20 protein-coding genes and 1 tRNA gene are annotated in these 21,078 nt (G+C 66.2%); 5 read left to right on the top strand and 16 right to left on the bottom strand.

All coding sequences use genetic code 11. From position 1 onward, the window contains the following. Positions 1 to 75: 75 nt before the first annotated feature. From QMX81_RS13000 to QMX81_RS12970, 7 genes are all read right to left on the bottom strand, one after another. Entirely contained in the window at positions 76 to 513 is a 438-nt protein-coding gene (locus QMX81_RS13000; RefSeq protein WP_282262051.1) for a GNAT family N-acetyltransferase, read from the bottom strand. A 108-nt stretch (positions 514 to 621) separates the two neighbouring features. Next, positions 622 to 2,004, bottom strand: a complete 1,383-nt coding sequence (locus QMX81_RS12995; protein ID WP_282262049.1) for a hypothetical protein — start codon at positions 2,002 to 2,004, stop codon at positions 622 to 624. Between the two features lie 73 nt (positions 2,005 to 2,077). Then, the gene (locus QMX81_RS12990; protein WP_282262047.1) at positions 2,078 to 5,125 is read right to left on the bottom strand and encodes a TonB-dependent receptor; all 3,048 of its coding nucleotides are present in this window, start codon (positions 5,123 to 5,125) and stop codon (positions 2,078 to 2,080) included. A 160-nt stretch (positions 5,126 to 5,285) separates the two neighbouring features. Continuing rightward, positions 5,286 to 6,341: a FecR domain-containing protein gene (locus tag QMX81_RS12985; protein ID WP_282262045.1), complete on the bottom strand. Its 1,056-nt coding sequence runs from the start codon at positions 6,339 to 6,341 to the stop codon at positions 5,286 to 5,288. Further along, positions 6,338 to 6,862: a sigma-70 family RNA polymerase sigma factor gene (locus QMX81_RS12980; RefSeq protein ID WP_282262043.1), complete on the bottom strand. Its 525-nt coding sequence runs from the start codon at positions 6,860 to 6,862 to the stop codon at positions 6,338 to 6,340. The genes QMX81_RS12985 and QMX81_RS12980 overlap by 4 nt, the downstream gene beginning before the upstream one ends. 134 nt (positions 6,863 to 6,996) lie before the next feature. Then, complete coding sequence (gene panB, locus QMX81_RS12975) at positions 6,997 to 7,842, bottom strand: 3-methyl-2-oxobutanoate hydroxymethyltransferase (RefSeq protein ID WP_282262041.1); 846 nt, start codon at positions 7,840 to 7,842, stop codon at positions 6,997 to 6,999. Positions 7,843 to 7,873: 31 nt separating this feature from the next. Beyond that, on the bottom strand, positions 7,874 to 8,491 hold the full coding sequence (locus QMX81_RS12970; RefSeq protein WP_152153398.1) for a LysE family translocator: 618 nt from the start codon (positions 8,489 to 8,491) through the stop codon (positions 7,874 to 7,876). A 119-nt stretch (positions 8,492 to 8,610) separates the two neighbouring features. Between QMX81_RS12970 and QMX81_RS12965 the strand changes: the two genes are divergently transcribed. Further along, positions 8,611 to 9,072 (top strand): Lrp/AsnC family transcriptional regulator, encoded by a 462-nt coding sequence (locus QMX81_RS12965; protein ID WP_152153397.1) that lies wholly within the window; start codon positions 8,611 to 8,613, stop codon positions 9,070 to 9,072. A gap of 227 nt (positions 9,073 to 9,299) precedes the next feature. Here the strand turns inward: QMX81_RS12965 and QMX81_RS12960 are convergent. The 9 genes from QMX81_RS12960 to thrS form a co-directional block, all read right to left on the bottom strand. Further along, positions 9,300 to 9,376 (bottom strand) — tRNA-Pro (locus tag QMX81_RS12960). Positions 9,377 to 9,443: 67 nt separating this feature from the next. Further along, a complete protein-coding gene (locus QMX81_RS12955; protein ID WP_019182707.1) occupies positions 9,444 to 9,800 on the bottom strand; it encodes a MerR family transcriptional regulator in 357 nt (118 codons plus the stop codon). After that, positions 9,781 to 10,080 (bottom strand): integration host factor subunit alpha, encoded by a 300-nt coding sequence (locus QMX81_RS12950; RefSeq protein WP_005410432.1) that lies wholly within the window; start codon positions 10,078 to 10,080, stop codon positions 9,781 to 9,783. Before QMX81_RS12950 ends, QMX81_RS12955 begins: the two co-directional genes overlap by 20 nt. A 26-nt stretch (positions 10,081 to 10,106) precedes the next feature. Further along, the gene (pheT, locus tag QMX81_RS12945) at positions 10,107 to 12,488 is read right to left on the bottom strand and encodes a phenylalanine--tRNA ligase subunit beta (protein WP_282262036.1); all 2,382 of its coding nucleotides are present in this window, start codon (positions 12,486 to 12,488) and stop codon (positions 10,107 to 10,109) included. Positions 12,489 to 12,578: 90 nt separating this feature from the next. Then, entirely contained in the window at positions 12,579 to 13,574 is a 996-nt protein-coding gene (locus QMX81_RS12940; protein WP_019182705.1) for a phenylalanine--tRNA ligase subunit alpha, read from the bottom strand. A 195-nt stretch (positions 13,575 to 13,769) separates the two neighbouring features. Next, positions 13,770 to 14,129, bottom strand: a complete 360-nt coding sequence (rplT, locus tag QMX81_RS12935) for a 50S ribosomal protein L20 (RefSeq protein WP_017355264.1) — start codon at positions 14,127 to 14,129, stop codon at positions 13,770 to 13,772. A gap of 10 nt (positions 14,130 to 14,139) precedes the next feature. Further along, positions 14,140 to 14,337, bottom strand: a complete 198-nt coding sequence (rpmI, locus tag QMX81_RS12930; protein WP_017355265.1) for a 50S ribosomal protein L35 — start codon at positions 14,335 to 14,337, stop codon at positions 14,140 to 14,142. A 436-nt stretch (positions 14,338 to 14,773) separates the two neighbouring features. Continuing rightward, positions 14,774 to 15,313: a translation initiation factor IF-3 gene (gene infC, locus QMX81_RS12925; protein WP_172838068.1), complete on the bottom strand. Its 540-nt coding sequence runs from the start codon at positions 15,311 to 15,313 to the stop codon at positions 14,774 to 14,776. Between the two features lie 48 nt (positions 15,314 to 15,361). Next, complete coding sequence (thrS, locus tag QMX81_RS12920; RefSeq protein ID WP_121038364.1) at positions 15,362 to 17,266, bottom strand: threonine--tRNA ligase; 1,905 nt, start codon at positions 17,264 to 17,266, stop codon at positions 15,362 to 15,364. 406 nt (positions 17,267 to 17,672) lie between these two features. Between thrS and QMX81_RS12915 the strand changes: the two genes are divergently transcribed. The 4 genes from QMX81_RS12915 to QMX81_RS12900 all read left to right on the top strand — a co-directional run bounded on the left by QMX81_RS12915 (position 17,673) and on the right by QMX81_RS12900 (position 20,993). After that, a complete protein-coding gene (locus QMX81_RS12915; protein ID WP_121041160.1) occupies positions 17,673 to 17,969 on the top strand; it encodes a hypothetical protein in 297 nt (98 codons plus the stop codon). Then, positions 17,969 to 18,232, top strand: a complete 264-nt coding sequence (locus tag QMX81_RS12910) for a hypothetical protein (RefSeq protein WP_123730649.1) — start codon at positions 17,969 to 17,971, stop codon at positions 18,230 to 18,232. The genes QMX81_RS12915 and QMX81_RS12910 overlap by 1 nt, the downstream gene beginning before the upstream one ends. A gap of 10 nt (positions 18,233 to 18,242) precedes the next feature. Next, entirely contained in the window at positions 18,243 to 19,808 is a 1,566-nt protein-coding gene (locus tag QMX81_RS12905; protein WP_282262027.1) for a PepSY-associated TM helix domain-containing protein, read from the top strand. A 108-nt stretch (positions 19,809 to 19,916) separates the two neighbouring features. After that, positions 19,917 to 20,993 (top strand): serine hydrolase, encoded by a 1,077-nt coding sequence (locus QMX81_RS12900; RefSeq protein ID WP_121038373.1) that lies wholly within the window; start codon positions 19,917 to 19,919, stop codon positions 20,991 to 20,993. Positions 20,994 to 21,078: the final 85 nt, after the last annotated feature.

Below are 21,078 nucleotides of genomic sequence, written 5' to 3'. Positions count from 1 at the left end.
GGTTGAATGACAGGACTCCACGGTAGCCAGCCGACTGTCTCACCTTCGTGAACGCGCCGACTGAACGGCGTGAAGTCAGGCGCCCGGCGCCACGCGCATTTCCATCGGCTGGTAGCGCAGCCCGGAAGATTCCGCTGCCTCCCCTGTGCAGGTAAAGCCATAGCGCTCATAGGCGGGTACCGACGAGAGCGACGCGCTCACGGTCAGCACCTCCACACGCGCCTGCTCGATCATGGCCGCCATCAGGGCCTTGCCGACCCCCTGCTGCTGGGCCGCCGGGTCGACAAACAGCATGGCCACGTGACGGCCTTCCTTGAGCTCGGCGATACCGATGAGCCGATCCTCCTGCGCGTAGGCCAGCATCACATTGTCGTGCACCATGCGCGCGCGGAACCCCTCCACCGAGGCGATACGGGCAAAGGTCTCGATCCCAAGGGGGGGCAGTGATTCCGCCACCGCCCCCATGAAGGCGGCCATGCACACACGGCTGGCCTGTTCGAGATCGGCTGCCAACAACGCTCGTACCGCCATATGCATTTCCTTCCGCGTCCATGAGGTAAGCGATCACTCTACCTCGATGATCTGCAGCCGCGCACGACTCACCACCGGATCGACGCCAACTCAGCGCGCGACCTCGACAAACACGGGATTGGAATAGAACCACAGGTCCTGCCAGGGATCTTCGCCTGGCACATCGGGCAACGGCGCCACTTCAGGGGTGCTGCTGCCGCGTACACGAACGAATCCGCCCTGTGCAGGCGCCGGCAACACCCAGGATACCGTTCGCCATGCGCCGTCCACTTGCCAGTCACTGGCGCGGAATACACGCGTCTGCATAACAGGAGCATCGCTTTTTCCAGGGCTGCCCACTATCAGCTCGACGTGATCCAGCACCGGGGGCTGGCCAGCGTGATTGGCTGAGGCCGGCACACGCACCCGCAGTTCCACGCGCATGGAGGCGTCAGGCGACATCGACAGCGTGCCGCCCATCGTGGCGCTACGTGCCTCGTCGTCGTTCGCAGTCACCCGCAGCTCCAGTGCATCGATCAGATCGCCGGTCACCGCGAACATCCGCCCGTGACGGAGGCCATCAAGGATGTCCTCGGCGTCCTGCCGCGCCCAGACATGGGTCTTGCTGTACTGGCCCGGATCGAAGTCACTGCCGCCATCACGCTGGTTGACGTGCGAATCGGAGCTGGCCGTGATCCAGAAGCGATGCCCCTGGGACAACAGCGTGTCCCAGATCCCGCCGACGGTTGCCGTCATCTGGTCGAATCCTCCCAGGGTCGGTGCATCCGCGTTGCGATACAGGCCGCGATGGACACGGGTGGCCTGATGGCCCGGCGCGCCTTCCATACCAACCAGCACCTGCGGTGCAGCCGCATGCCAGGCACGCAGCTCATCGGGCTCGACGTCGCCCCACCGTCCCATGGCGGTGGCAGTGCGCGCGGGGTGATTGATGAACATCAACGGCTGTGCCGGCAGCGACCGCATGTGGGCCAGTGCATCGAGCATGGTCTGCCCGTCATCGCGGCTTCCCTGCAGCGGCTCGCTGCGGCCGTAATCGCGTTCGATCGCGACCAGCTGGTCGCGCTCGTCAGGGCCGGGCGCGATGATCAACGAGGCGTGCTCGCCGGCCGGCACATCGAATTCCATGCCGTTGAACTGGATCAGCGCGGGCACTTCGCGCCGGGCCTCCAACAGCGCCGGCCACGCATGGTCCCGGGTGACCGCCGAATGCACCGGCCCGCCATGATCGGTATGCACCATCCAGGTCAGACCGTTGGCCAGCGCCTGCTGGGCGTTATGGGTGCGGGTGTAGGACGAGTCGCCACCACGGATCGGCGTGGGCGGCGTGGTGCTGCGAACCCAGTCCACGCTCCACTCGCTGTGGACATGGTGGTCGCCAGCCTGCCAGCTGCGGCCGGCATCGTCATCGGCAGCCTGCGAGACCGCCGGCCACGCCAGCACCGCCACAAGCGGCAGGAAGAAAACATGTCGCATCGTATGTTCCTCACAAACGGGCAGCCGCATCCGGGGCACGCGCACGTGCCTCCGGATGCACCGCGAAGGTGGCTCAGAAGTCCGCGCGCAGGCCGAGGCTGATCCGGCGGCCGGAGCGCTCGTACATCGTCGGGAACGCGGGATCCATCGTGTAGCCGGTGGTCGCCTGGTTGGTCAGGTTGATGCCCTTCAGGCTGAGCTTGATGCTGTCGGTCAGGCGGTAGCCGATCGACACATCCACCTGGCCGTAGTCATCGCGCCAGATCGGGTACATGTTGTAGCCGATCGATTCGACGTACTCTCCCTTGTGGTTGTACGACACGCGCGCGTCGAAGCGGTCGTTCTCATAGTAGACGGTCATGTTGTATGACTTCTCCGAGAGCCCCGGCATCGGCGTGCTCACGCCCAGATCGGATTCGCCGGCCAGCGAGCTGTCCAGCATCGTGTAGTTGGCATTGATGCCGAAGCCTTCCAGCGAACGGTGCAGCATGCTCAGCGGCAGCTGCGCGATCAGCTCGACGCCTTTCACCACATAGGTGCCATCGGCATTGATCGGCTGGTACACGTCGAAATCATAGGTGCCGTTGAGCGAGCCGTTGGCGTTGTAGACCGCCACATCCGGTACCACGCCGGTCAACGCATTGATCACGACGCCGTCGATCTTCTTGTGGAAGTACGAGGCCGCCAGCAGCCCGCCGTTGTCCAGGTACTTCTCCAGACCCAGCTCCCATTGCTTGGCATAGGTGGGCTGCAGATCCGGGTTGCCATCGGTGAAGCGGAACGAACTCCAGCTGGCGGTGCGCTTGTAGGCGATGTCGGTCAACGCCGGGCGGATGAACGTCTTGGAGGCGGCGCCCCGCAGCACCAGGCCCTCGGCCAGTTCGGCAGTGGCATTCAGGCTCGGCAGCAGATCGTTGTAGCTGCCTTTGCGCGAGACGGGCGTGTCGGTATAGCCGGTGCTACCGTCTTCCCGCTGGATCGGATGGAGGCCGGAGGACTGCACCGAGGTATCCACATAGCGCACGCCGGCGTTGATCGAGACCGGCACGCGGCCCACATCGAAGCCGATGTCGGTCATCGCGTACAGACTGGTCACGTTCTCGTCGACCCGGTAGTACTGGCCCGGATCAAACGGCGTTGCGAAGCCCGGATAGCGGAACGCACTGCGTGCGTAGTCGTTGGAGACCATCTTCCAGTCCAGGTCTTTCACCGAATAGCCACCGCCCGGCACGATATCGGCAATCGACTGCAGCGGACTGTCGGCCAGGGTGCGCTTGTTCACCCAGCTGTTGTCACCCGCCCCCGGCCCGTAGATCTTGGCTTCGCCATACTCGCGCTGCTTGGACTTGTCGGTGTAGCGCGCGCCGAACTGCACGCTGCGCAGCGCCGGCAGGAAGGCCAGTTCCAGCGCCTTGGTCACATCCACCTGGGCGGCATACTTGTCATCGCTGACCTTCTCCAGCGTCGTCTCATACGCCTCGAACAGGTACTTGTCCGAGGCGTTGTACATGTCGATGCTGGCCGGGTTGGCGCTGGGAATCGTCTCCCCGCTCTTGCCGGTCCAGCGGGTCCGCGAGGGCGCGTAGGCCACATGCTTGAGGTTGCTGGCATCCAAGGTCTTGTCGGCGCCGGAGTAACCGACCATCGCATCCACGCCCCAGGTGTCGCCCTGCCAATCCATTGCCACGCTGTACTGGCTGAAATCGGTCTTGTTGATCCGCTCCTTGCTCAGCATCTCGTGCTGGGTGGCGGTGTAGGACACATCGCGCAGCACCACGATGCCGTACTGCGACAGCGTGCTGGCGTCGTAATCATGGATGGTCTCCAGCGTGCTTCGGCTGGACGCCGAATATGCCGCCGCGTCGTACTCGTCTTCGGTGGTGTCGTAGCCGCCGCGCATCGCATCGAAAGTCAGGCTGAAGCGGCTGCTCGGCTTGTACTGCAGCGATGCGGTGGCACCCCACTTGTCCTGGTCGTTGACGAACACGCGGTCGCCCACTTTGTCCTGGAACACGATCAGGTTGCTTTCATCGGTGTTGTTGCGGTTCTTGACCACCACGCCGGCATCGCGTGCCAGCACCGCGGCGGCCTGCGTGCCGCGCGTGCCCGAGGCACCAAGGAAGCGCGACATGGGGCGGAAGTTGATGCCCGACGTCGCGTCCGTGCGGTTGCTGCGCTTGGCCGTGGCGAAGGACACCAGGCCACCCCAGTCGCCCCAGGTGTCACTGGCCAGGAAAGAGAATTTCGGGTCCACCTCTTCGGAAATCGAGTTGTGCGCCCCTTCCACCGACGCCACCAGCTTGCGGCCGGTGTAGTCGAACGGGCGTGCGGTGGAGATCTGCACGGAGCCGGCGATGCCGCCCTCCTCATCCGCCGCAGTCGGCGACTTCAGCACCGTGACCTGCTGGATGATCTCCGAGGCGAAGATGTCGAACTCGATATCACGACCACCGCTGCCGGATGCCGTGGCCAGGTTGTTGATCGAGACATGCGTGTACTCCGACGGCAGGCCACGCACGTTGACGCGGCTGCCCAGCCCCTTGTCACGCTCGATGGTCACGCCCGGCATGCGCTGCAGGGCTTCGGCCAGGTTCTGCTCGGGAAAGTCGGCCACGTCGGTGGCCACGATCGAGTCGGAGAAGCCGATCGTGGCGCGTTTGATGTCCACCGCCTGCTCCAGGCTGCGGCTGTAGCTGCCCACCACGTCGATGCGCTCCAGCTGCTGCAGGCCGGCGCCTTCCGCTGCGGGGGCCGCTTCAAATGCCAGGGCCGATGTGGCGACGGGCACGGCGGATGTGCCCGACGGTGCGGCATCACTGCGTGCTTCGATGGTCACCGTGGTGTCGTTGAGATACCGATAGCGAAGGCCGGTGCCGTCCAGCAGCTGCTCCAGTGCCTGCTGCGGGGCCAGCCCCGCCGGCATCGCGCGGGTGCGCGGGTTGCCCGCCTGCTGCGCGTTGTAGACGAACTGCAGGCCGGTCTGGCGCGAGAGATCGTTGAGTGCACGGTCCAGCGGTTGGGCGGGAATCGCCTCGCTGGCCACGCGGGTCTCCTGCGCGGTAGCTGTGACGGCGGCGCTCTGCAGGGCAAGAGCGATCGAAAGGAAAAGAATGCGGCGCATCGTAGAAGTCCAGTGGGGTGGTATGAGCGTCGCGAGACGGAATCGTTCGCGCTTGCCTGGACTACGAGGGCGCAGGGCGAGGATCGGGCACCGGTATTTCGATGAATTTTTTTTGACAGCCGCTCGGCGTGTGCCCCGCGATGACGCGCGGATAGCGCAATTACTGTTGTTTCGCGCTGGTTTCCGCCGCTGCTCGGCTGCTCACGTGGATCTGTTTGTCGACCACGCGCGTGCGCAGCGATGGCTGCTGATCGAGGAAGGTACGAAGTGATGCAAGATCGTCGCCACGCAGGTTGCCGGTCAGTCGCAGTGCCCCGGCGACATCGTCGTCCACCTGCAGGCGCACGCGGTTGAGGCGATTGAACTGCTCGGCCACCTCGCGCAGCGGCTCATCCTGGAACACCACGCGGCGACGCCACCAGGCGGTCATGGTGTCGGTGTGCTGCTGGCGGAGGCTGACGGTCTGATCGCGGTAGTCGATGTGGGCACTCTGGCCTGCGCGAAGATCGGCGAGCAGCCGGCCCTGGCCCGAGTCGCCGCGCACCTGCACGCTGCCTTCGGCTACCTCGATGCGCGCCTGCTCGCGGCGCAGCGATACATCGAAGATGGTGCCGATGTCGCGCACCTCCAGCCCGGCCGCGTGCACCGCGAAGGGACGGCGCTCCTCGGCCACCACAAAGCTGGCCTGCCCGCGCGAGAGCTCCACGCGGCGGCTCAACAAGGTGAAGCGGATCGACAGTTCACTTTCCGCGTTCAGATGCACGACGGTGTGGTCCGGCAGCGTAAATCGCTGTGGTGCGCCGTGTTCCGCCACATAGTGCCGGGTCTGTGGCCACGCCATGTGCCCCACGAACACGACACCCAGCAGCAACGCGGCCGCTGCGGCGATACCCGGCAGGTGCCGGCGCGGCGCACGGGAGGCCGCGAGCGGTGGCGGGCGTCGCCGTACCGGCAAGGCCACCACGTTGTCGTCGGCGGGCGGTGGCCCGGCGGCGATCAGTGCGTCCAGATCCACTGCCATGTCACGCAGCGCATCGCCGAGTTCGGTGGCGACGCGGCTGACCGTGATGTACTCGCGCAGGTGCGCCGGTGAGGTCACCAGCCACGTCATGAACTGGCGTTGTTGTTCGGCGGTCAGCCCGCCCTGGCGCTGCAGCGCATGCCAGTGCGCGGCCTCGCTGGCGAGGGAAGGACGCGGTGCGGGAAACTCGCTCACCACGCCTCCGCGTGGCCGGCCAATGCACGGCGGCACACGGAAAGTCCGCGTACCACGTGCTTCTTGACCATGTGCGAGGACACGCCCAGCCGCTCGGCGATCTCCTTGTAGCTGAGGCCGTCACGGTACTGCATCACCAGCACCGCGCGGGTGTGCTCGGGCAAGGTGCCCAGCAGGGCCTGCAGCTGCACGCGGCGCTGCTCGCGCTCGGCGGCATCCTCCACGGTTTCTTCGCCGCTCAGCAGCGTAGTGAGGTGCTCAAGATCGTCGATGGGCAGCATCGACCAGCGCCGCCGTGCGGCCTGCTCGCGTGCGAGATTCTGCGCGACGGTAAACAGGTAGGCCTCGGGATTGGCGATTGCCTCGCCTTGATCCTCATGTGCGCGCAGCAAGCGCAGATAGGTCTCCTGCACCATGTCCTCGGCATCCTGGCGCGCACCGCGGCGGGTGAAGAATCCCCGCAGCACCGGCCCCTGCTCCAGAAACATGCGCGCCAAACGCCGTTTTGCGTGTTCGGCCACGATCCCACCTCGCCCCCAGGTGCGGCGAAGGTACGTGGCCCGCATGACGATTCGATGACGCAGGCGACACGGTACCGCCGCGCGGCGATACCGTGGACACGCGCCTCAGGTGGTACGAACGTCGATCAGGTCAATCAGAACGTGTGTTCCGGGCCGGGGAACGTGCCTGCCCCAACCTCTTCCGCGAACTCACGCGCGGCCTTCTGCAACACGCCATGCATATCCGCGTACTGCTTCACGAAGCGCGGCAGCTTGCCGGTGCGCAGCCCGGCCATGTCCTGCCAGACCAGCACCTGTGCATCGCAGTCGCTGCCGGCCCCGATGCCTACCGTCGGAATCTTCAGCGCGGCGGTGATCTGTGCGGCGACCGCGCCGGGCACCATCTCCATCAGCACCGCGAACGCACCTGCGGCTTCCAGCGCGCGTGCTTCCTCGATCAGCCGTGCGCCATCCTCGCCCCGCCCCTGCACACGGAAACCACCGAGCTGGTGCTCCGATTGCGGGGTGAAGCCGATGTGCGCCATCACCGGGATGCCGCAGCTGACCAGCTTGCGCACCTGCGGCACTATCTCGATGCCGCCTTCCAGCTTGACCGCATGCGCCCCGCCTTCCTTCATGAAGCGCACCGCCGTGTGGAAGCACTGCTCCGGCGAGGCCTGATAGGAACCGAACGGCAGATCGGCGATCACCAGCGGCCGCCGCGTGCAGCGGCTCACCGCGCGCACCAGCGGCATCAGCTCATCAACCGTGACCGGCAACAGCGAGTCGTTGCCGAACACGTTGTTGGAGGCCGAATCGCCGATCAGCAGCACCGGAATGCCGGCGTCTTCGAAGATCGCCGCGGTGTACATGTCGTAGGCGGTGAGCATGGCCCACTTTTCGCCGCGCTCCTTCATCTGCTGCAGATGCGGAATGCGCACGCGCGGTGCAGGGACCGGGGCGCTGCCCGGCGTCGCGTAGGGATGGAGCTGTTCGGTCATGCCAAGGATCCTCGTGGGGACAACGTGGGGGTCAGAGTGTGCCGGTTCCGCTCAGCAACAGCACAGCGATCAGGATCATCGCGGCGCCCGAGACGCGGCCGACCACGCGTGATGCACGCGGGCGCGTGCGCAGCACGGCACCGGCGCCATACCCGACGGCCAGATACACCGCCGCGCAGCTGACCAGGTGCACCATGCCCAGCGCGATGATCTGCACAGGCATCGCCCATGCCGCGCTGGCGGAAATGAACTGGGGCAGCAGCGCCAGAAACAACAACAGCACCTTGGGATTGAGCCCGCTGACACAGACGCCCTTGACCGCCCAGTGGCGCCACCCCGTCACCGCTCCCGCATCGTCCGCTGCGGCCACCGGCGGATGGCGCAGCAGCCCGATGCCCAGCCACAGCAGATACAGCGCGCCAAGCACGGTCAGTACGTGCAGCGCGACCGGCGCCTGGGCGAACATCGCGCCGACGCCCGCAGCGACCAGCGCGATCGCCAGCAGATGGCCAGACAACAGCCCGGCCACCGCTGGCACCACCGCGCGACCACGCAGGCCGGCGGCGATCGCGTGCGCCCAATCCGCACCGGGGGTAAGCACGAAGAGGATCGAGACCGCCCAGAAGGCGACGATGACGCTGGGTTGCATGGGGTCCAAAGGGCGGTCTTGCCGCGATCTGCGTGCCAGACGGAAGAATATTCCCACGACTCTGGAATGTGCTTCCAAATACTTGCCCTGCAACTCGCATCAGGAGGAAACTCTTGCGCATGGACATCACCGACCAGCGGATTCTTGCCGAGCTGCAGAAAGACGGGCGCCTCACCGTGACCGAACTGGCCGAGCGCATCGGGCTGAGCGTCTCGCCCTGTCACCGCCGGGTACGTGCCTTGGAGCAGTCCGGCGCGATCCGCGGCTACCGCGCCGAGCTGGATCCCGCCACCCTGGGCCTGAAGTTCTCGGCCCTGGTGTTCATCACCCTGCGCGACGGCGACCGCCGCGCGGTGGACGCCTTCGAACACGCGGTGGCCGAGGTGCCGCAGGTCCTTCAGGCGCAGCGTCTGTTCGGCGATCCGGACTACCTGCTGCACGTCATCACCCGCGACCTGGCCGCGTTCCGTCAGCTGTACGACGAACACCTCTCTGCCCTGCCCGGCGTGCAACGGCTCACCTCCACCCTGGTGATGAAGGACGTGGTGATCGACCGGCCGCTGCCGTTGCACGGGCATTGAGGCAACGGCGTTATACCCTCAAATCGCGGCCTGCATCCAACGGCGAATGACCCGCCGGAAGAAATGTGCGACCGGCGTACTACGCACCGGCGGCACCCGCACAACCGGACAAAGCAAAAGCGATCGCCACGTTGATCGGGCTGCGGTATGACCGGCAACCGACAGCAGCCCAAACAGAAAAAAGGCCTGCGCATCGCTGCACAAGCCTTTGATCGAATCACCAACATTGGTCGGGACGGCCGGATTTGAACCGACGACCCTCTGCCCCCCAGGCAGATGCGCTACCAGGCTGCGCTACGCCCCGATGATGCTGGCAATGTCCCCGCCTCTCAGCGGGCCGACGAGTATAACGGGTTTGCGTGAAAAATGGTTCAGCGGCGCAGCAATTGCAGCACTTCTTCCAGTTCCATCCGCGTCTGCTTGATGATCTGGTTGCTCAGCGCCGATTCCTCGCGCGCATCGGCACCTTCCAGGCGCAGACGCGCGCCGCCGATGGTGTAGCCCTGCTCATAGAGCAGGCCGCGGATCTGGCGGACCATCAGCACGTCGTGGCGCTGGTAGTAGCGGCGGTTGCCGCGGCGCTTGGCCGGCTCGAGACTGGGGAACTCGGTTTCCCAGTAACGCAGCACGTGCGGCTTGACGTCGCACAGTTCACTGACCTCACCGATGGTGAAGTAGCGCTTGGCCGGTATCGGCGGAAGTTCTCGGTTACTGCCCGGATCCAGCATATGCCTCTACCCTTTCCTTGAGCTTCTGGCCCGGACGGAAGGTGACCACCGTACGGGCGGAAATCGGAATTTCCTCACCGGTCTTGGGGTTGCGACCCGGGCGCTGGTTCTTGCGCCGCAGGTCGAAATTCCCGAAGCCGGACAGCTTCACCTGACGTCCCTGTTCCAATGCTTCACGCAGCACATCGAAGAACGCGTCGACAAATTCCTTGGCTTCGCGCTTGTTCAGACCGACTTCGTCGAACAGCTTTTCGGCCATCTCCGCCTTGGTCAATGCCATTGCCTGCTATCCCCCATGCTTCCCGCTCAACCGCGGATCCGGGCGTGATGTTCACGCTCCATGGCAGAGACCGCCTCGGCCACCACCGCATCCACGTCGCGGTCCGTCAGAGTGCGCGACTTGTCCTGCAAAATCAAGCCCATAGCGAGACTCTTGAACCCCGGCTCGACCCCCTGGCCGACGTACCGGTCGAACAGGGTGACCTCCCGCAGGAGCGGCCCGACGGCGCGGCGCAGGGTGGCTTCCAGGTCGGCCCAGGCCGCGGCCTCGGGCACCAGGAAGGCCAGATCGCGGCGCATCGACGGGAAGCGCGACAGCTCGGTCGCGCGCGGCAGCGCGCGGGCGGCCAACGGCGCCAGGTCCAACTCGAAGGCGAACACGTCCACGTCGATCTCCATAGCCTTGGCCAGGCGCGGGTGGATCTGGCCGATCCAGCCCAGGCTGACGCCGTCACGGGAGACCTCGGCCGACCGTGCCGGGTGGCCATACGGACGCTGCGACGGCGTGAACGCCAGCTCCGCGCCACTGGCCGCGGCCAGCGATTCCAGGTCGCCCTTGAGGTCGTGGAAATCGACCTTGCGGGTCGGCAGACCCCACTGCTGGGTGTCGGCATCGCCACAGATCGCGGCGGCCACGCGCTGGGTTTCCAGCGGCGCGGGCTGGCCTTCGCCGGCCTGCTGATGGAATACGCGGCCCAGTTCGAACAGGCGCACGCGGCCCAGCTGGCGGGCGGCATTGCGGCCCAGGGTGGCGACCAGGCCCGGCAGCAGCGACGGGCGCATCACCGCCAGTTCGGCCGACAGCGGGTTGGCCAGCGCGACCAGGCCCTCGCCCAGCTGCCACTGCGCAAGCAGCGCGGCATCCACGAAGGCGTAGTTGATGGTTTCCTGCAGATCGCGGGCGACCAGTTGGCGCCGGACGCTCAGGTCGTCCAGGCGGGTCTCGGTCGGCATCGCCACGCGCGAGGCACCGCCCGGCAGCGTGGTCGGGATCTGCTCGTAGCCGTGGATACGGGCCAGCTCTTCGATCAGGTCTTCTTCGATGGCGATATCGAAGCGACGGCTCGGCGCGGTGACCTGCCAGCCATCGGCGGTCGCGGCCACCTCCATGCCCAGCGCGCGCAGGATGCGCTCCACATCAGCATCGGCGATCTGGATGCCCAGCACGCGCGCGATACGGGCGCGGCGCAGACCGATGGTGGCGGTCGCCGGCAGGTCCGCTTCGCGCACGGCCTCGGTGACCGGCGCAGGCGTGCCGCCGGCCAGGTCCAGAATCAGGCGGGTGGCGTACTCGATCGCCGCGCGCGGCAGCACCGGGTCGACGCCGCGTTCGAAGCGGTGGCCGGCATCAGTGTGCAGGCCGAGCTTGCGGCCCCGGCCCATGATCGCGGCGGGCGCGAAGTGCGCGGCCTCCAGGAATACGTTGGTGGTGTCGTCGGTGACGCGCGTATCGAAGCCGCCCATCAGGCCGGCCAGCGCGATCGGGCGATCGGCGTCGGTGACCAGCAGGAAGCTGTCGTCCAGCGCGGCGTCGCGGCCGTCGAGCAGCTTCAGGGTTTCACCCGCGCGCGAACGGCGCACGCCGATGCTGCCCTGCAGGGTGCCCAGATCGAAGGCATGCATCGGCTGGCCGAGTTCCAGCATGACGTACTGGGTGACGTCCACCAGCAGCGAGACCGGGCGCACGCCACTGCGGCGCAGGCGCTCGGCCATCCACAGCGGGGTCGCGGCGCGGGCGTTGACGCCTTCGATCACGCGGCCGACGTACCGCGGGGCTTCGGCGCCGGCGTCCAGCTGGATCGTCAGCTCACGCGTGCCCACGGCGGCGACCGGCGCGGCGTCGAACGGCACCACTTCACTGGCGCACGCGGCGGCCACGTCGAAGGCGATGCCGCGGATGCTGAAGCAGTCGGCGCGGTTGGGGGTCAGCTTGATCTCGATGCTGGCGTCGGGCAGGCCGAGGTACTCCACCAGCGTCTGGCCGACCGGCGCATCGTCCGGCAGTTCGAACAGCCCGGAGGCATCGGTGTCCAGGCCCAGTTCCTTGGCCGAGCACAGCATGCCGTTGGATTCCACACCACGCAGCTTGGCCGGCTTGATCTTCAGATCGCCGATCTGCGCGCCGACCATCGCCAGCGGCGCGACCAGACCCGGGCGCGCGTTCGGCGCGCCACAGACGATCTGCAGGTGCTCGCCCTGCCCCGCATCGACCTGGCAGATCTGCAGGCGGTCGGCTTCGGGGTGGCGTTCGGCGGAAATGATCTTCGCCACGACCACATGCTGCAGGCCATCGCCCAGCGCATCGACCGCTTCCACTTCCAGACCGATGGCGGTCAGCACCGCGCTGAGTTCATCGCGCGAGACGGTGGTCGGGACGTGGCTGCGCAGCCAGTTTTCAGAGAATTTCATGGTGTCACCCTGGTGGACCCGGCGCAGGCGCCTGGGCCGTGATGAATGGTGGTGCGACGTCGCGCCGGGGGCAGCCCGGCGGTTCCGCTGTTACGCGAACTGCTTCAGGAACCGCACGTCGTTTTCGAAGAACGCGCGCAGGTCGTTGACGCCGTAACGCAGCATCGCAAAGCGCTCCACGCCCAGGCCGAAGGCGAAGCCGGTGTAGCGTTCCGGATCGATGCCGACGCTGCGCAGCACGTTGGGGTGGACCATGCCGCAGCCGAGTACTTCCAGCCAGCGGGTGCTGCCATCCGGCTGCTGCCAGGCGATGTCCACTTCCGCGCCGGGTTCCACGAAGGGGAAGTAGCTGGGACGGAAACGCATCTCGAAATCGCGCTCGAAGAACGCGCGAACGAACTCGGACAGCGTGCCCTTGAGATCGGCAAACGTGGAGTGCTCATCGACCAGCAGACCTTCCACCTGGTGGAACATCGGCGAATGGGTCTGGTCGCTGTCGCTGCGGTACACCTTGCCGGCCGCGATCATGCGCAGCGGCGGTGCGTGCTCGCCCATGTAGCGCACCTGCACACCGGAGGTATGCGTGCGCAGCAGGCGGCCATCGCCGAAATAGAAGGTGTCGTGCATCGCGCGCGCCGGGTGGTGCGGCGGGAAGTTCAGCGCTTCGAAGTTGTGCCAGTCGTCTTCGATTTCCGGGCCTTCGGAGAGTTCGTAACCAAGGCGACCGAAGATCTCGGTGATGCGCTCGAGGGTACGGGTCACCGGATGCAGGCCACCGCGCTCTTCGCGACGGCCCGGCAAGGTGATGTCGATCGCTTCAGCGGCCAGGCGCGCGTCCAGCGCAGCGTCTTCCAGCACGGTCTTGCGATCACCCAGCGCGCTGGTCAGCGCGTCACGGGCACGGTTGATGGCTTCGCCGGCGGCTTTGCGCTCATCGGCAGGCAGGCCACCGAGCTGCTTGAGCTGGGCGGTGATGCTGCCGTTCTTGCCCAGCAGGGCCACGCGCAGGGCTTCCAGCGCATCGGGGCTCTGGGCAGCGGCCACGTCGGCCAGTGCCTGCGTGGTCAGGGATTGGATGTCACTCATGGATAGCCGGAGCCTCGCGTCGGTATGCCATCGCGATGCGCGTCGGGCCGACCCCCGTCGCCACCGCTGTCGATCGATGGCACCGGGAGGGCCACCGCCAACACAAAAAAGAATGGGGAAGGACTTGCGCCCTTCCCCATGCATTTGCCTTACCCACAGCCGTTGCGCGTGAACGGCAACGGCAGGGGAATGGACTTATGCCGCCAGTGCGCCCTTGGCCTTTTCGGCCAGTGCAGCAAAACCAGCTGCGTCGTGCACGGCGATGTCAGCCAGAACCTTACGGTCCAGGGTGATGCCGGACTTGAGCAGGCCGTTCATGAAACGGCTGTAGCTCAGGCCGTTGATGCGGGCAGCCGCGTTGATGCGGGTGATCCACAGCGAACGGAAGTTGCGCTTCTTCTGCTTACGACCGATGTAGGCGTACTGCTGTGCCTTGATCACGGCCTGCTTGGCAACGCGGAAGACCTTGCGGCGAGCGTTGTAGTAACCCTTCGCCAGGGTCAGAATTTTCTTGTGGCGGCGACGCGCCTGTACGCCACGCTTTACTCGTGCCATGGGTCAGTCCTCAGAGGTAGGGAAGCATACGGTTCAAACGGCCTGCGTCTTCTGCACGAACATGGTTCGTCTGACGCAGATTGCGCTTCCGCTTGGTCGACTTCTTCGTGAGGATGTGGCTACGGTTGGCGTGGCCAGCCTTGAACTTGCCGGACGCGGTCTTGCGGAAGCGCTTGGCCGCCGCCCGGTTGGTCTTGATCTTGGGCATTGCTATGTCCTTGATGATGTTTTGTCACTGACCAGGGCGGTGGCATTGCCACACTTTCCGTCCGTGCCCTTGCCTGCTTGTAAGCCCGGGATCCCCTATGGGAACCAGGCCGGTCCTGTTTGCCGTTGAAACAGCGTGCCTTTGTGGGGCGGGAAACCGTTCAAAACAGCACCCCCGCAAAACGGGGCCGCCCATTATGCCCGTGAATCCAGGCAGTTGCAAACGCTTGATTGGGCGGGTGTTTACCGGTGCCGGCAGGCGTGGAACGCCCGCCGGACGGGCCGCAGAGGCTGCGGCCAGGGCAAACGGCAGCAGGCGCCTGAAAAGGCGCCCGTGCCTTGTAACGCGAATCTGAAGCACGCGACGCCGGCGGCGCCGGCAGCCGGGCATGGCCCGGCTCCACGCCCCGCCCGTCCGGGCTGGGGCCGATGGCCGGTTACTTCTTCTTCGGCGCGATCATCATCACCATCTGCCGGCCTTCAAGGCGCGGACGGGACTCGATCACGATGTCCTCGCCCAGATCACCTTCGATCCGGCTGGCCATCTCGCGACCCAGTTCCTGATGGCTCATTTCACGGCCACGGAAGCGGATGTTGACCTTGATCTTGTCGCCCTCTTCCAGGAAACCGCGCATCTTGCGCAGCTTGATCTGGTAATCACCTTCATCGGTGACCGGGCGGAACTTCACTTCCTTGATCTCGACCTGCTTGGTCTTCTTCTTGGCCTCGTTGGCCTTCTTCTGCGCTTCGAACTTGAACTTGCCGAAGTCCATGATCTTGCACACCGGCGGATCAGCCTGCGGCTGAATCTCGACCAGGTCCAGACCTTCGTCTTCGGCCATCGACAGCGCTTCGTCACGCGTCAACACACCAATCATCTCTCCGTCGCTGCCGATCACGCGGACGCGCGGCACCCGGATTTCCTGATTCTTGCGGTTCTGTTTGTTGTCAGGGGTACTGATATTGCAATCTCCCAGAGGAATCAAACCGGCCCATCGCGGAGCATCCGCAGGGCCGGGACTTTCTTACACGGACTGTTCTGCCTGCAACCGCTCGATGAAGGCCTGGACGGACATGCTGCCCAGATCTTCGCCAGAGCGCGTACGCACGGCCACGGCGCCATTTTCCTTCTCACGGTCGCCAACCACCAGCAGGTACGGGACCCGCTGCAGCGTATGCTCGCGAATCTTATATCCGATCTTCTCGTTGCGCAAATCGGCGTTCACGCGGAAGCCTTGATCTGCAAGGGTTTTCCGCACTTCGCTGACGTATTCAGCCTGCGCATCGGTGATATTGGCCACCACCACCTGGGTCGGAGCCAGCCAGGACGGGAAGGAACCGGCGTGGTGCTCGATCAGGATGCCGATGAACCGCTCCATCGAGCCGACGATCGCCCGGTGCAGCATGACCGGGTGCTTCTTCTGGCTGTTTTCGTCCACGTACTCGGCGCCGAGGCGGCCGGGCATCATGAAATCGACCTGCATCGTGCCCAGCTGCCAGGTACGGCCGATGGCGTCCTTGAGGTGGTACTCGATCTTCGGGCCGTAGAAGGCGCCCTCGCCCGGCAGCTCCTGCCACTCCACGCCACAGTTGCCCAGGGCCGAACGCAGCGCGGCTTCGGCCTTGTCCCAGGTGGCGTCATCGCCAAGGCGCTTTTCCGGGCGCAGCGCGATCTTGATCTGGATCTCGTCGAAACCGAAGGTCGTGTAGACCGCCAGCGCCTGCTGGTGGAACGCCGTCACTTCAGCTTCGATCTGCGACTCGGTGCAGAACACGTGGCCGTCGTCCTGGGTGAAACCACGCACGCGCAGGATGCCGTGCAGCGCACCGGAGGGCTCGTTGCGGTGGCACGAGCCGAACTCACCGTAGCGGATCGGCAGATCGCGGTAGCTGTGCAGGCCCTGGTTGAACACCTGGATGTGGCCCGGGCAGTTCATCGGCTTGACCGCGTAGGTGCGCTTCTCCGATTCGGTGAAGAACATGTTTTCCTGGTAGTTGTCCCAGTGGCCGGACTTCTGCCACAGCGACACATCCAGGATCTGCGGGCAGCGCACTTCGCCGTAGCCGCTGTCGCGGTACACACGGCGCATGTGCTGCTCGACCACCTGCCACAGCGCCCAGCCCTTGGGGTGCCAGAACACCAGGCCCGGGGCCTCTTCCTGCAGGTGGAACAGCTCCTGCTGCTTACCGATGCGGCGGTGGTCGCGCATTTCGGCTTCTTCGATGCGCTTGATGTAGGCCTCGAGCTGCTTCTTGTCGGCCCAGGCGGTGCCGTAGATGCGCTGCAGCTGCTCGTTCTTGGCATCGCCGCGCCAGTAGGCACCGGAAATGCGGGTCAGCTTGAAGGCCTTCAGGAAGCGCGTGTTGGGCACGTGCGGGCCGCGGCACATGTCCACGTATTCCTGGTGGTAGTACATGCCCATGGCCTGGATCTCCGGCGACATGTCGTCGATCAGGCGCAGCTTGTAGTCTTCGCCACGCGCCTTGAAGATCTCGATGACCTCCGCACGCGGGGTGACCTTCTTGATGACGTCGTAGTCCTGCGCGATCAGCTCGGCCATGCGCTTTTCGATGGCGGCCATGTCGTCGGGCGTGAACGGGCGCTCGGAGTAGATGTCGTAGTAGAAGCCTTCGGCGATGACCGGGCCGATCACCATCTTGACGTCCGGGTACAGCTGCTTGACCGCATGGCCGACCAGATGGGCGGCGGAGTGGCGGATGATCTCCACGCCCTCCTCGTCCTTGGCGGTGATGATGCGCAGGCTGGCATCGTGGTCGATGACGTCACTGGCATCGACCAGCACGCCATCGACCGAGCCGGCGATGGTGGCCTTGGCCAGGCCGGCGCCGATGGACTGGGCGACGTCCATGACACTGACGGGGTTTTCGAATTCACGGCGGCTGCCGTCGGGGAGCGTGATGGCGATCATGAGAGTGCTTTGGTCTGGTGGCCCGCAAGGGGGCCTGGAGAATCCGGGGGCGAGGCAATAAAAAAGCGCCACGAAGGCGCCTGCGTCAGGGGCCGTCGGGGGCGTTCAGCGGTGGGCGGTGGTAGTGCTCATGTCACACGCTAGACCGGCGCAGGGCGCGGGCCACCTTGTTGCCTCGATAGAGATGCCCTGATCTTAAACCAATCCGCCGATGAATGCGCCGCTGCCGCTGCGGCCGAGGGACCGGACCGCCTGAATGCGCCCGTGTGGCGCACACAAACCGCAATGATTACCATGCGCGGATTACTGTCCTGCCCAGGACAGGTTTGCCGATTGGATTCCCCATGCCCTGCCCCGCTTCCTTCCCGGCCTGCCGCGCCCTGCCGCCCGTGCCGGCGGCCGCCCGATGATCACCGTCGCCCTGACCTCGCTTGGCTTCTGCAGCCTGGCGTTGGCCGGCTCGGCGTTCTCGGCGCTGGCGCTGTATGCCGCCTCACCGCACTGCCGCTGGCCGCGCCTGCGCCGTGCCGGCCGCCTGGGCCGGCAGATCAGTCTGGTGGCTGCGGTGGCGGCGCTGTGGCTGTGGATCGCCAATCTGGGCATCGCCACCGGCGTGGTGGTGATGCTGTGCAGCTGGATGCTGGTGGCGGTCCTGCTTCCGCTGCTTGCTGCCTGGCACCGCCCGGCACAGGTGATGCGCTGATGTGGGCCCGCGCGGGCGCCGGCCTCCTGGCGGGGTTCTTCGTCGCGGCCGCGGCCACCGGTCTGGTCGCCTGGCTGCCGCCGGGGCCGTGGCAGAGCGCGCTGGTACCCAGCCTGATCGCCTTCATTCCGCTGTGGATGCTGGCGGCGATCTGGGCCTTCAGCTTCCGCACCGGGCTGCGGGCATGGGCCGTGATGAGCGCGACCGCCCTGGCCGGATTCGGCCTGTTGTGGCTGCTGCGCCTGACCGGCGCGGTGCAATGAGAGCGATACGATGAAGTTCAGTTCCCAGACCCTGCGCACCTTCACCACGCTGCATACGTGGGTCGGCCTGGTCGCCGGTTTCGCGCTGTTCGTGGCGTTCTACGCCGGCGCGCTGACCCTGTTCCACCACGATCTGCCGCTGTGGCAGACCCCGCATGCGGTGGACACCCCGGCCGCGAGCCTGGACGACGCGCAGCGCCTGCTCGAAGGCGTACTTGAGCGCCACCCGGCCGCACGCGCCCACGTGGGCATGACCTTCCCGGGGGCGGATCATCCGCAGCCGATCGCGTATTGGCAGGATGCCAAGGGCACGTGGCAGTACGCCTGGCTGGACCATTACGACGGCAGCGTGACCCCGCCACAGACCGGGCTGGCCGAGCTGGTCAACGAACTGCATTACAGCCTGGGCCTGCCGGTCGCGGGTACCTACCTGATGGGCATCGTCAGCCTGCTGTATGGCGTGGCCCTGCTCAGTGGCCTGGTCATCCACCTGCCCAGACTGCTGGGCGATCTGTTCGCGCTGCGCCCGGGCCGTAACCTCAAGCAGATGTGGCAGGACGCGCACAATGTGATCGGCGTGCTCAGCCTGCCCTTCCACCTGATGTTCGCGGTCACCGGGGCGCTGCTCTGCCTGATCTTCCTGCAGATGGCGGCGCTGAATCCGCTGATCTTCGACGGCAAGCTGCTGCAGGCGGTGCCGGCGGCGATGGACACCGCCCCGGTGCGCGAGCCCAGCGGCCAGCCCGGCGATGGAACCCAGCTTCGCATGCTGCATGCACGCGCCATCGAGGTAGCGCGCGCGCAGGGCGTGGCCGATTTCGAACCAGCCTTCCTGAAGCTCGCCCATGCCGGCGATGCCAACGCGACGATCGAGATCACCGGCGAATCCGGCGGCACCCTGGGGCCGCTCGGCGCGGTCGGCCTGGATGCCGCCACCGGCCGCCTGCTGAGCAGCCAGCTGCCCGGCCAGCGCGATGCCAACCACGCCACCCTCAGCGCGGCCTACGCGCTGCACTTCGGCGAGTTCGGCAATGGCGTGGTGGTGTGGCTGTACTTCCTGCTCGGCCTGGGCGGCGCCTTCCTGTTCTACTCGGGCAACCTGCTGTGGATCGAATCGCGGCGCAAGCGGCGCCAGGTGGAACAGGGGCGCGCGCAGATCAACATGGCCCGGGCCACGGTGGGGGTCTGCATCGGGCTGTGCGTAGCAGTCTCGGCGAGCTTCGTGGGCGCGCAGATCCTGGAGCAGATCGCGCCGCAGGCAGTGGATCACGGCATCCGCTGGATCTGTTTCGCCACCTGGGCCGCGTGTGCGCTGTGGGCGGCACTGCGTCGCCCCGACCAGGCCGCCCGTGAGCTGCTGTGGGCGGCCGCCATCAGTACCGCACTGGTGGCGGTGGCGCACGGTGGTCTGACCGGCTACTGGACGTGGGCGAGCGCGGCACGTGGCTACTGGCCGCTGTTCTGGGTGGATGCCGTGGCACTCGCACTGGCGTTCGGGTTTGCCACGCTGGCCCGTGCGAGCCTGCGCCGCGCGCGGCATGGCGACCCGAACAGCGTCTGGAGTGCACCGCGCTGATTAGCCTGGAGGCCTGCTGCGGCGGGCTTTCAGAATTCTTCAGGCGCCTTTCCAGCACTTCAGACCGCGTCATGGCGTAGTCGGCCCTCATCTCGAGGAGCCTTGCCCATGCACCACCACCAACACCGACTTGCCGCCCTGGTCTTCGCCCTGGCGGCCGCCCTGCCACTCACCGCTCCCGCCGCACCCGCGGCGCTGGACAGCGCCCGGATCACCGCACTGGAATCGGCGATCGCCAGCCAGGACATCAAACAGGTCACCAGCGTGCTGCTGCTGGTGGACGGCCAAGTGGCGTACGAGGGCTACTTCAACGGCGGCACGGCGGAGACCCTCAATGACGTGCGCTCGGCCAGCAAGAGCGTGACCGCGATGCTGGTCGGCGCGGCCATCGGCGACGGGTCCCTGCCCGGCGTACAGGCCCGTGTGTACGACTACTTTCCTGCGTTCACCGCTGGCCATCCCGTCGATCCCCGGCTGCGCGCGATGACGGTGGAAGACCTGCTCACCATGAGCACGCTGTGGGAGTGCGATGACGAGAATGCATTCTCGGCCGGCAACGAAGAGCGCATGTACGTGACCGAGCACTGGCTGGACTTCGCGCTGTCGCTGCCGGTCAAAGGCTTCGCACCGTGGATGACGCGACCGGAAGACAGCCCGCACGGCCGCGCGCATGCCTACTGCACGGTCAATTCCTTCGTGCTCGGCGCGGTACTGGAACAGGCCACGAAGCGACCCTTGGCCGACTACGCCGCGCAGGTGCTGGAGCGCCCGCTGGGCATCACCACGAGCAGATGGAACCGCTCACCGGAGGGCATCGGCATGGGCGGCGGTGGGACGCGTTACCGCAGCCGCGACCTGGCACGGTTGGGCGAACTGGTGCTGGCCGAGGGCCGCTGGCAGGGCAAGCAGCTGATCCCCGCCGGCTATGTGCGGGCGATGCTCAGCGCGCAGGCCACCGCCGGTGATGGCAGCGACTACGGCTATCAGTGGTGGGGGCTGAAGCTTCCGGTCGATGGGCACGGCAGCACCGTGTGGACGATGTCCGGCAACGGTGGCAACTACGTGTTCGTGATGCCGGAGAAAAAGCTGGTGGCGGTGATCACCAGCCAGGCCTACAACCGCAGCTACGCCCACCCGCAGTCGCGCCGCATCCTTACCGAGTTCCTGCTGCCCGCGCTGCGCTGAGGCCCTGGAGGTCTGTTGGCCGCCACCGGGCGGCCAACCCCTGGGCCCGCTGGGCAGATACCTACGCCTCGCTCGTGTCGAGCAG

The organism is Stenotrophomonas sp. PS02301 (assembly GCF_029959485.1).
GTDB classification, from domain to species: Bacteria; Pseudomonadota; Gammaproteobacteria; order Xanthomonadales; family Xanthomonadaceae; genus Stenotrophomonas; species Stenotrophomonas maltophilia_Z.
The sequence above is the reverse complement of the archived record's forward strand: the minus strand, read 5'-3'. Positions and strand labels throughout refer to the sequence as shown.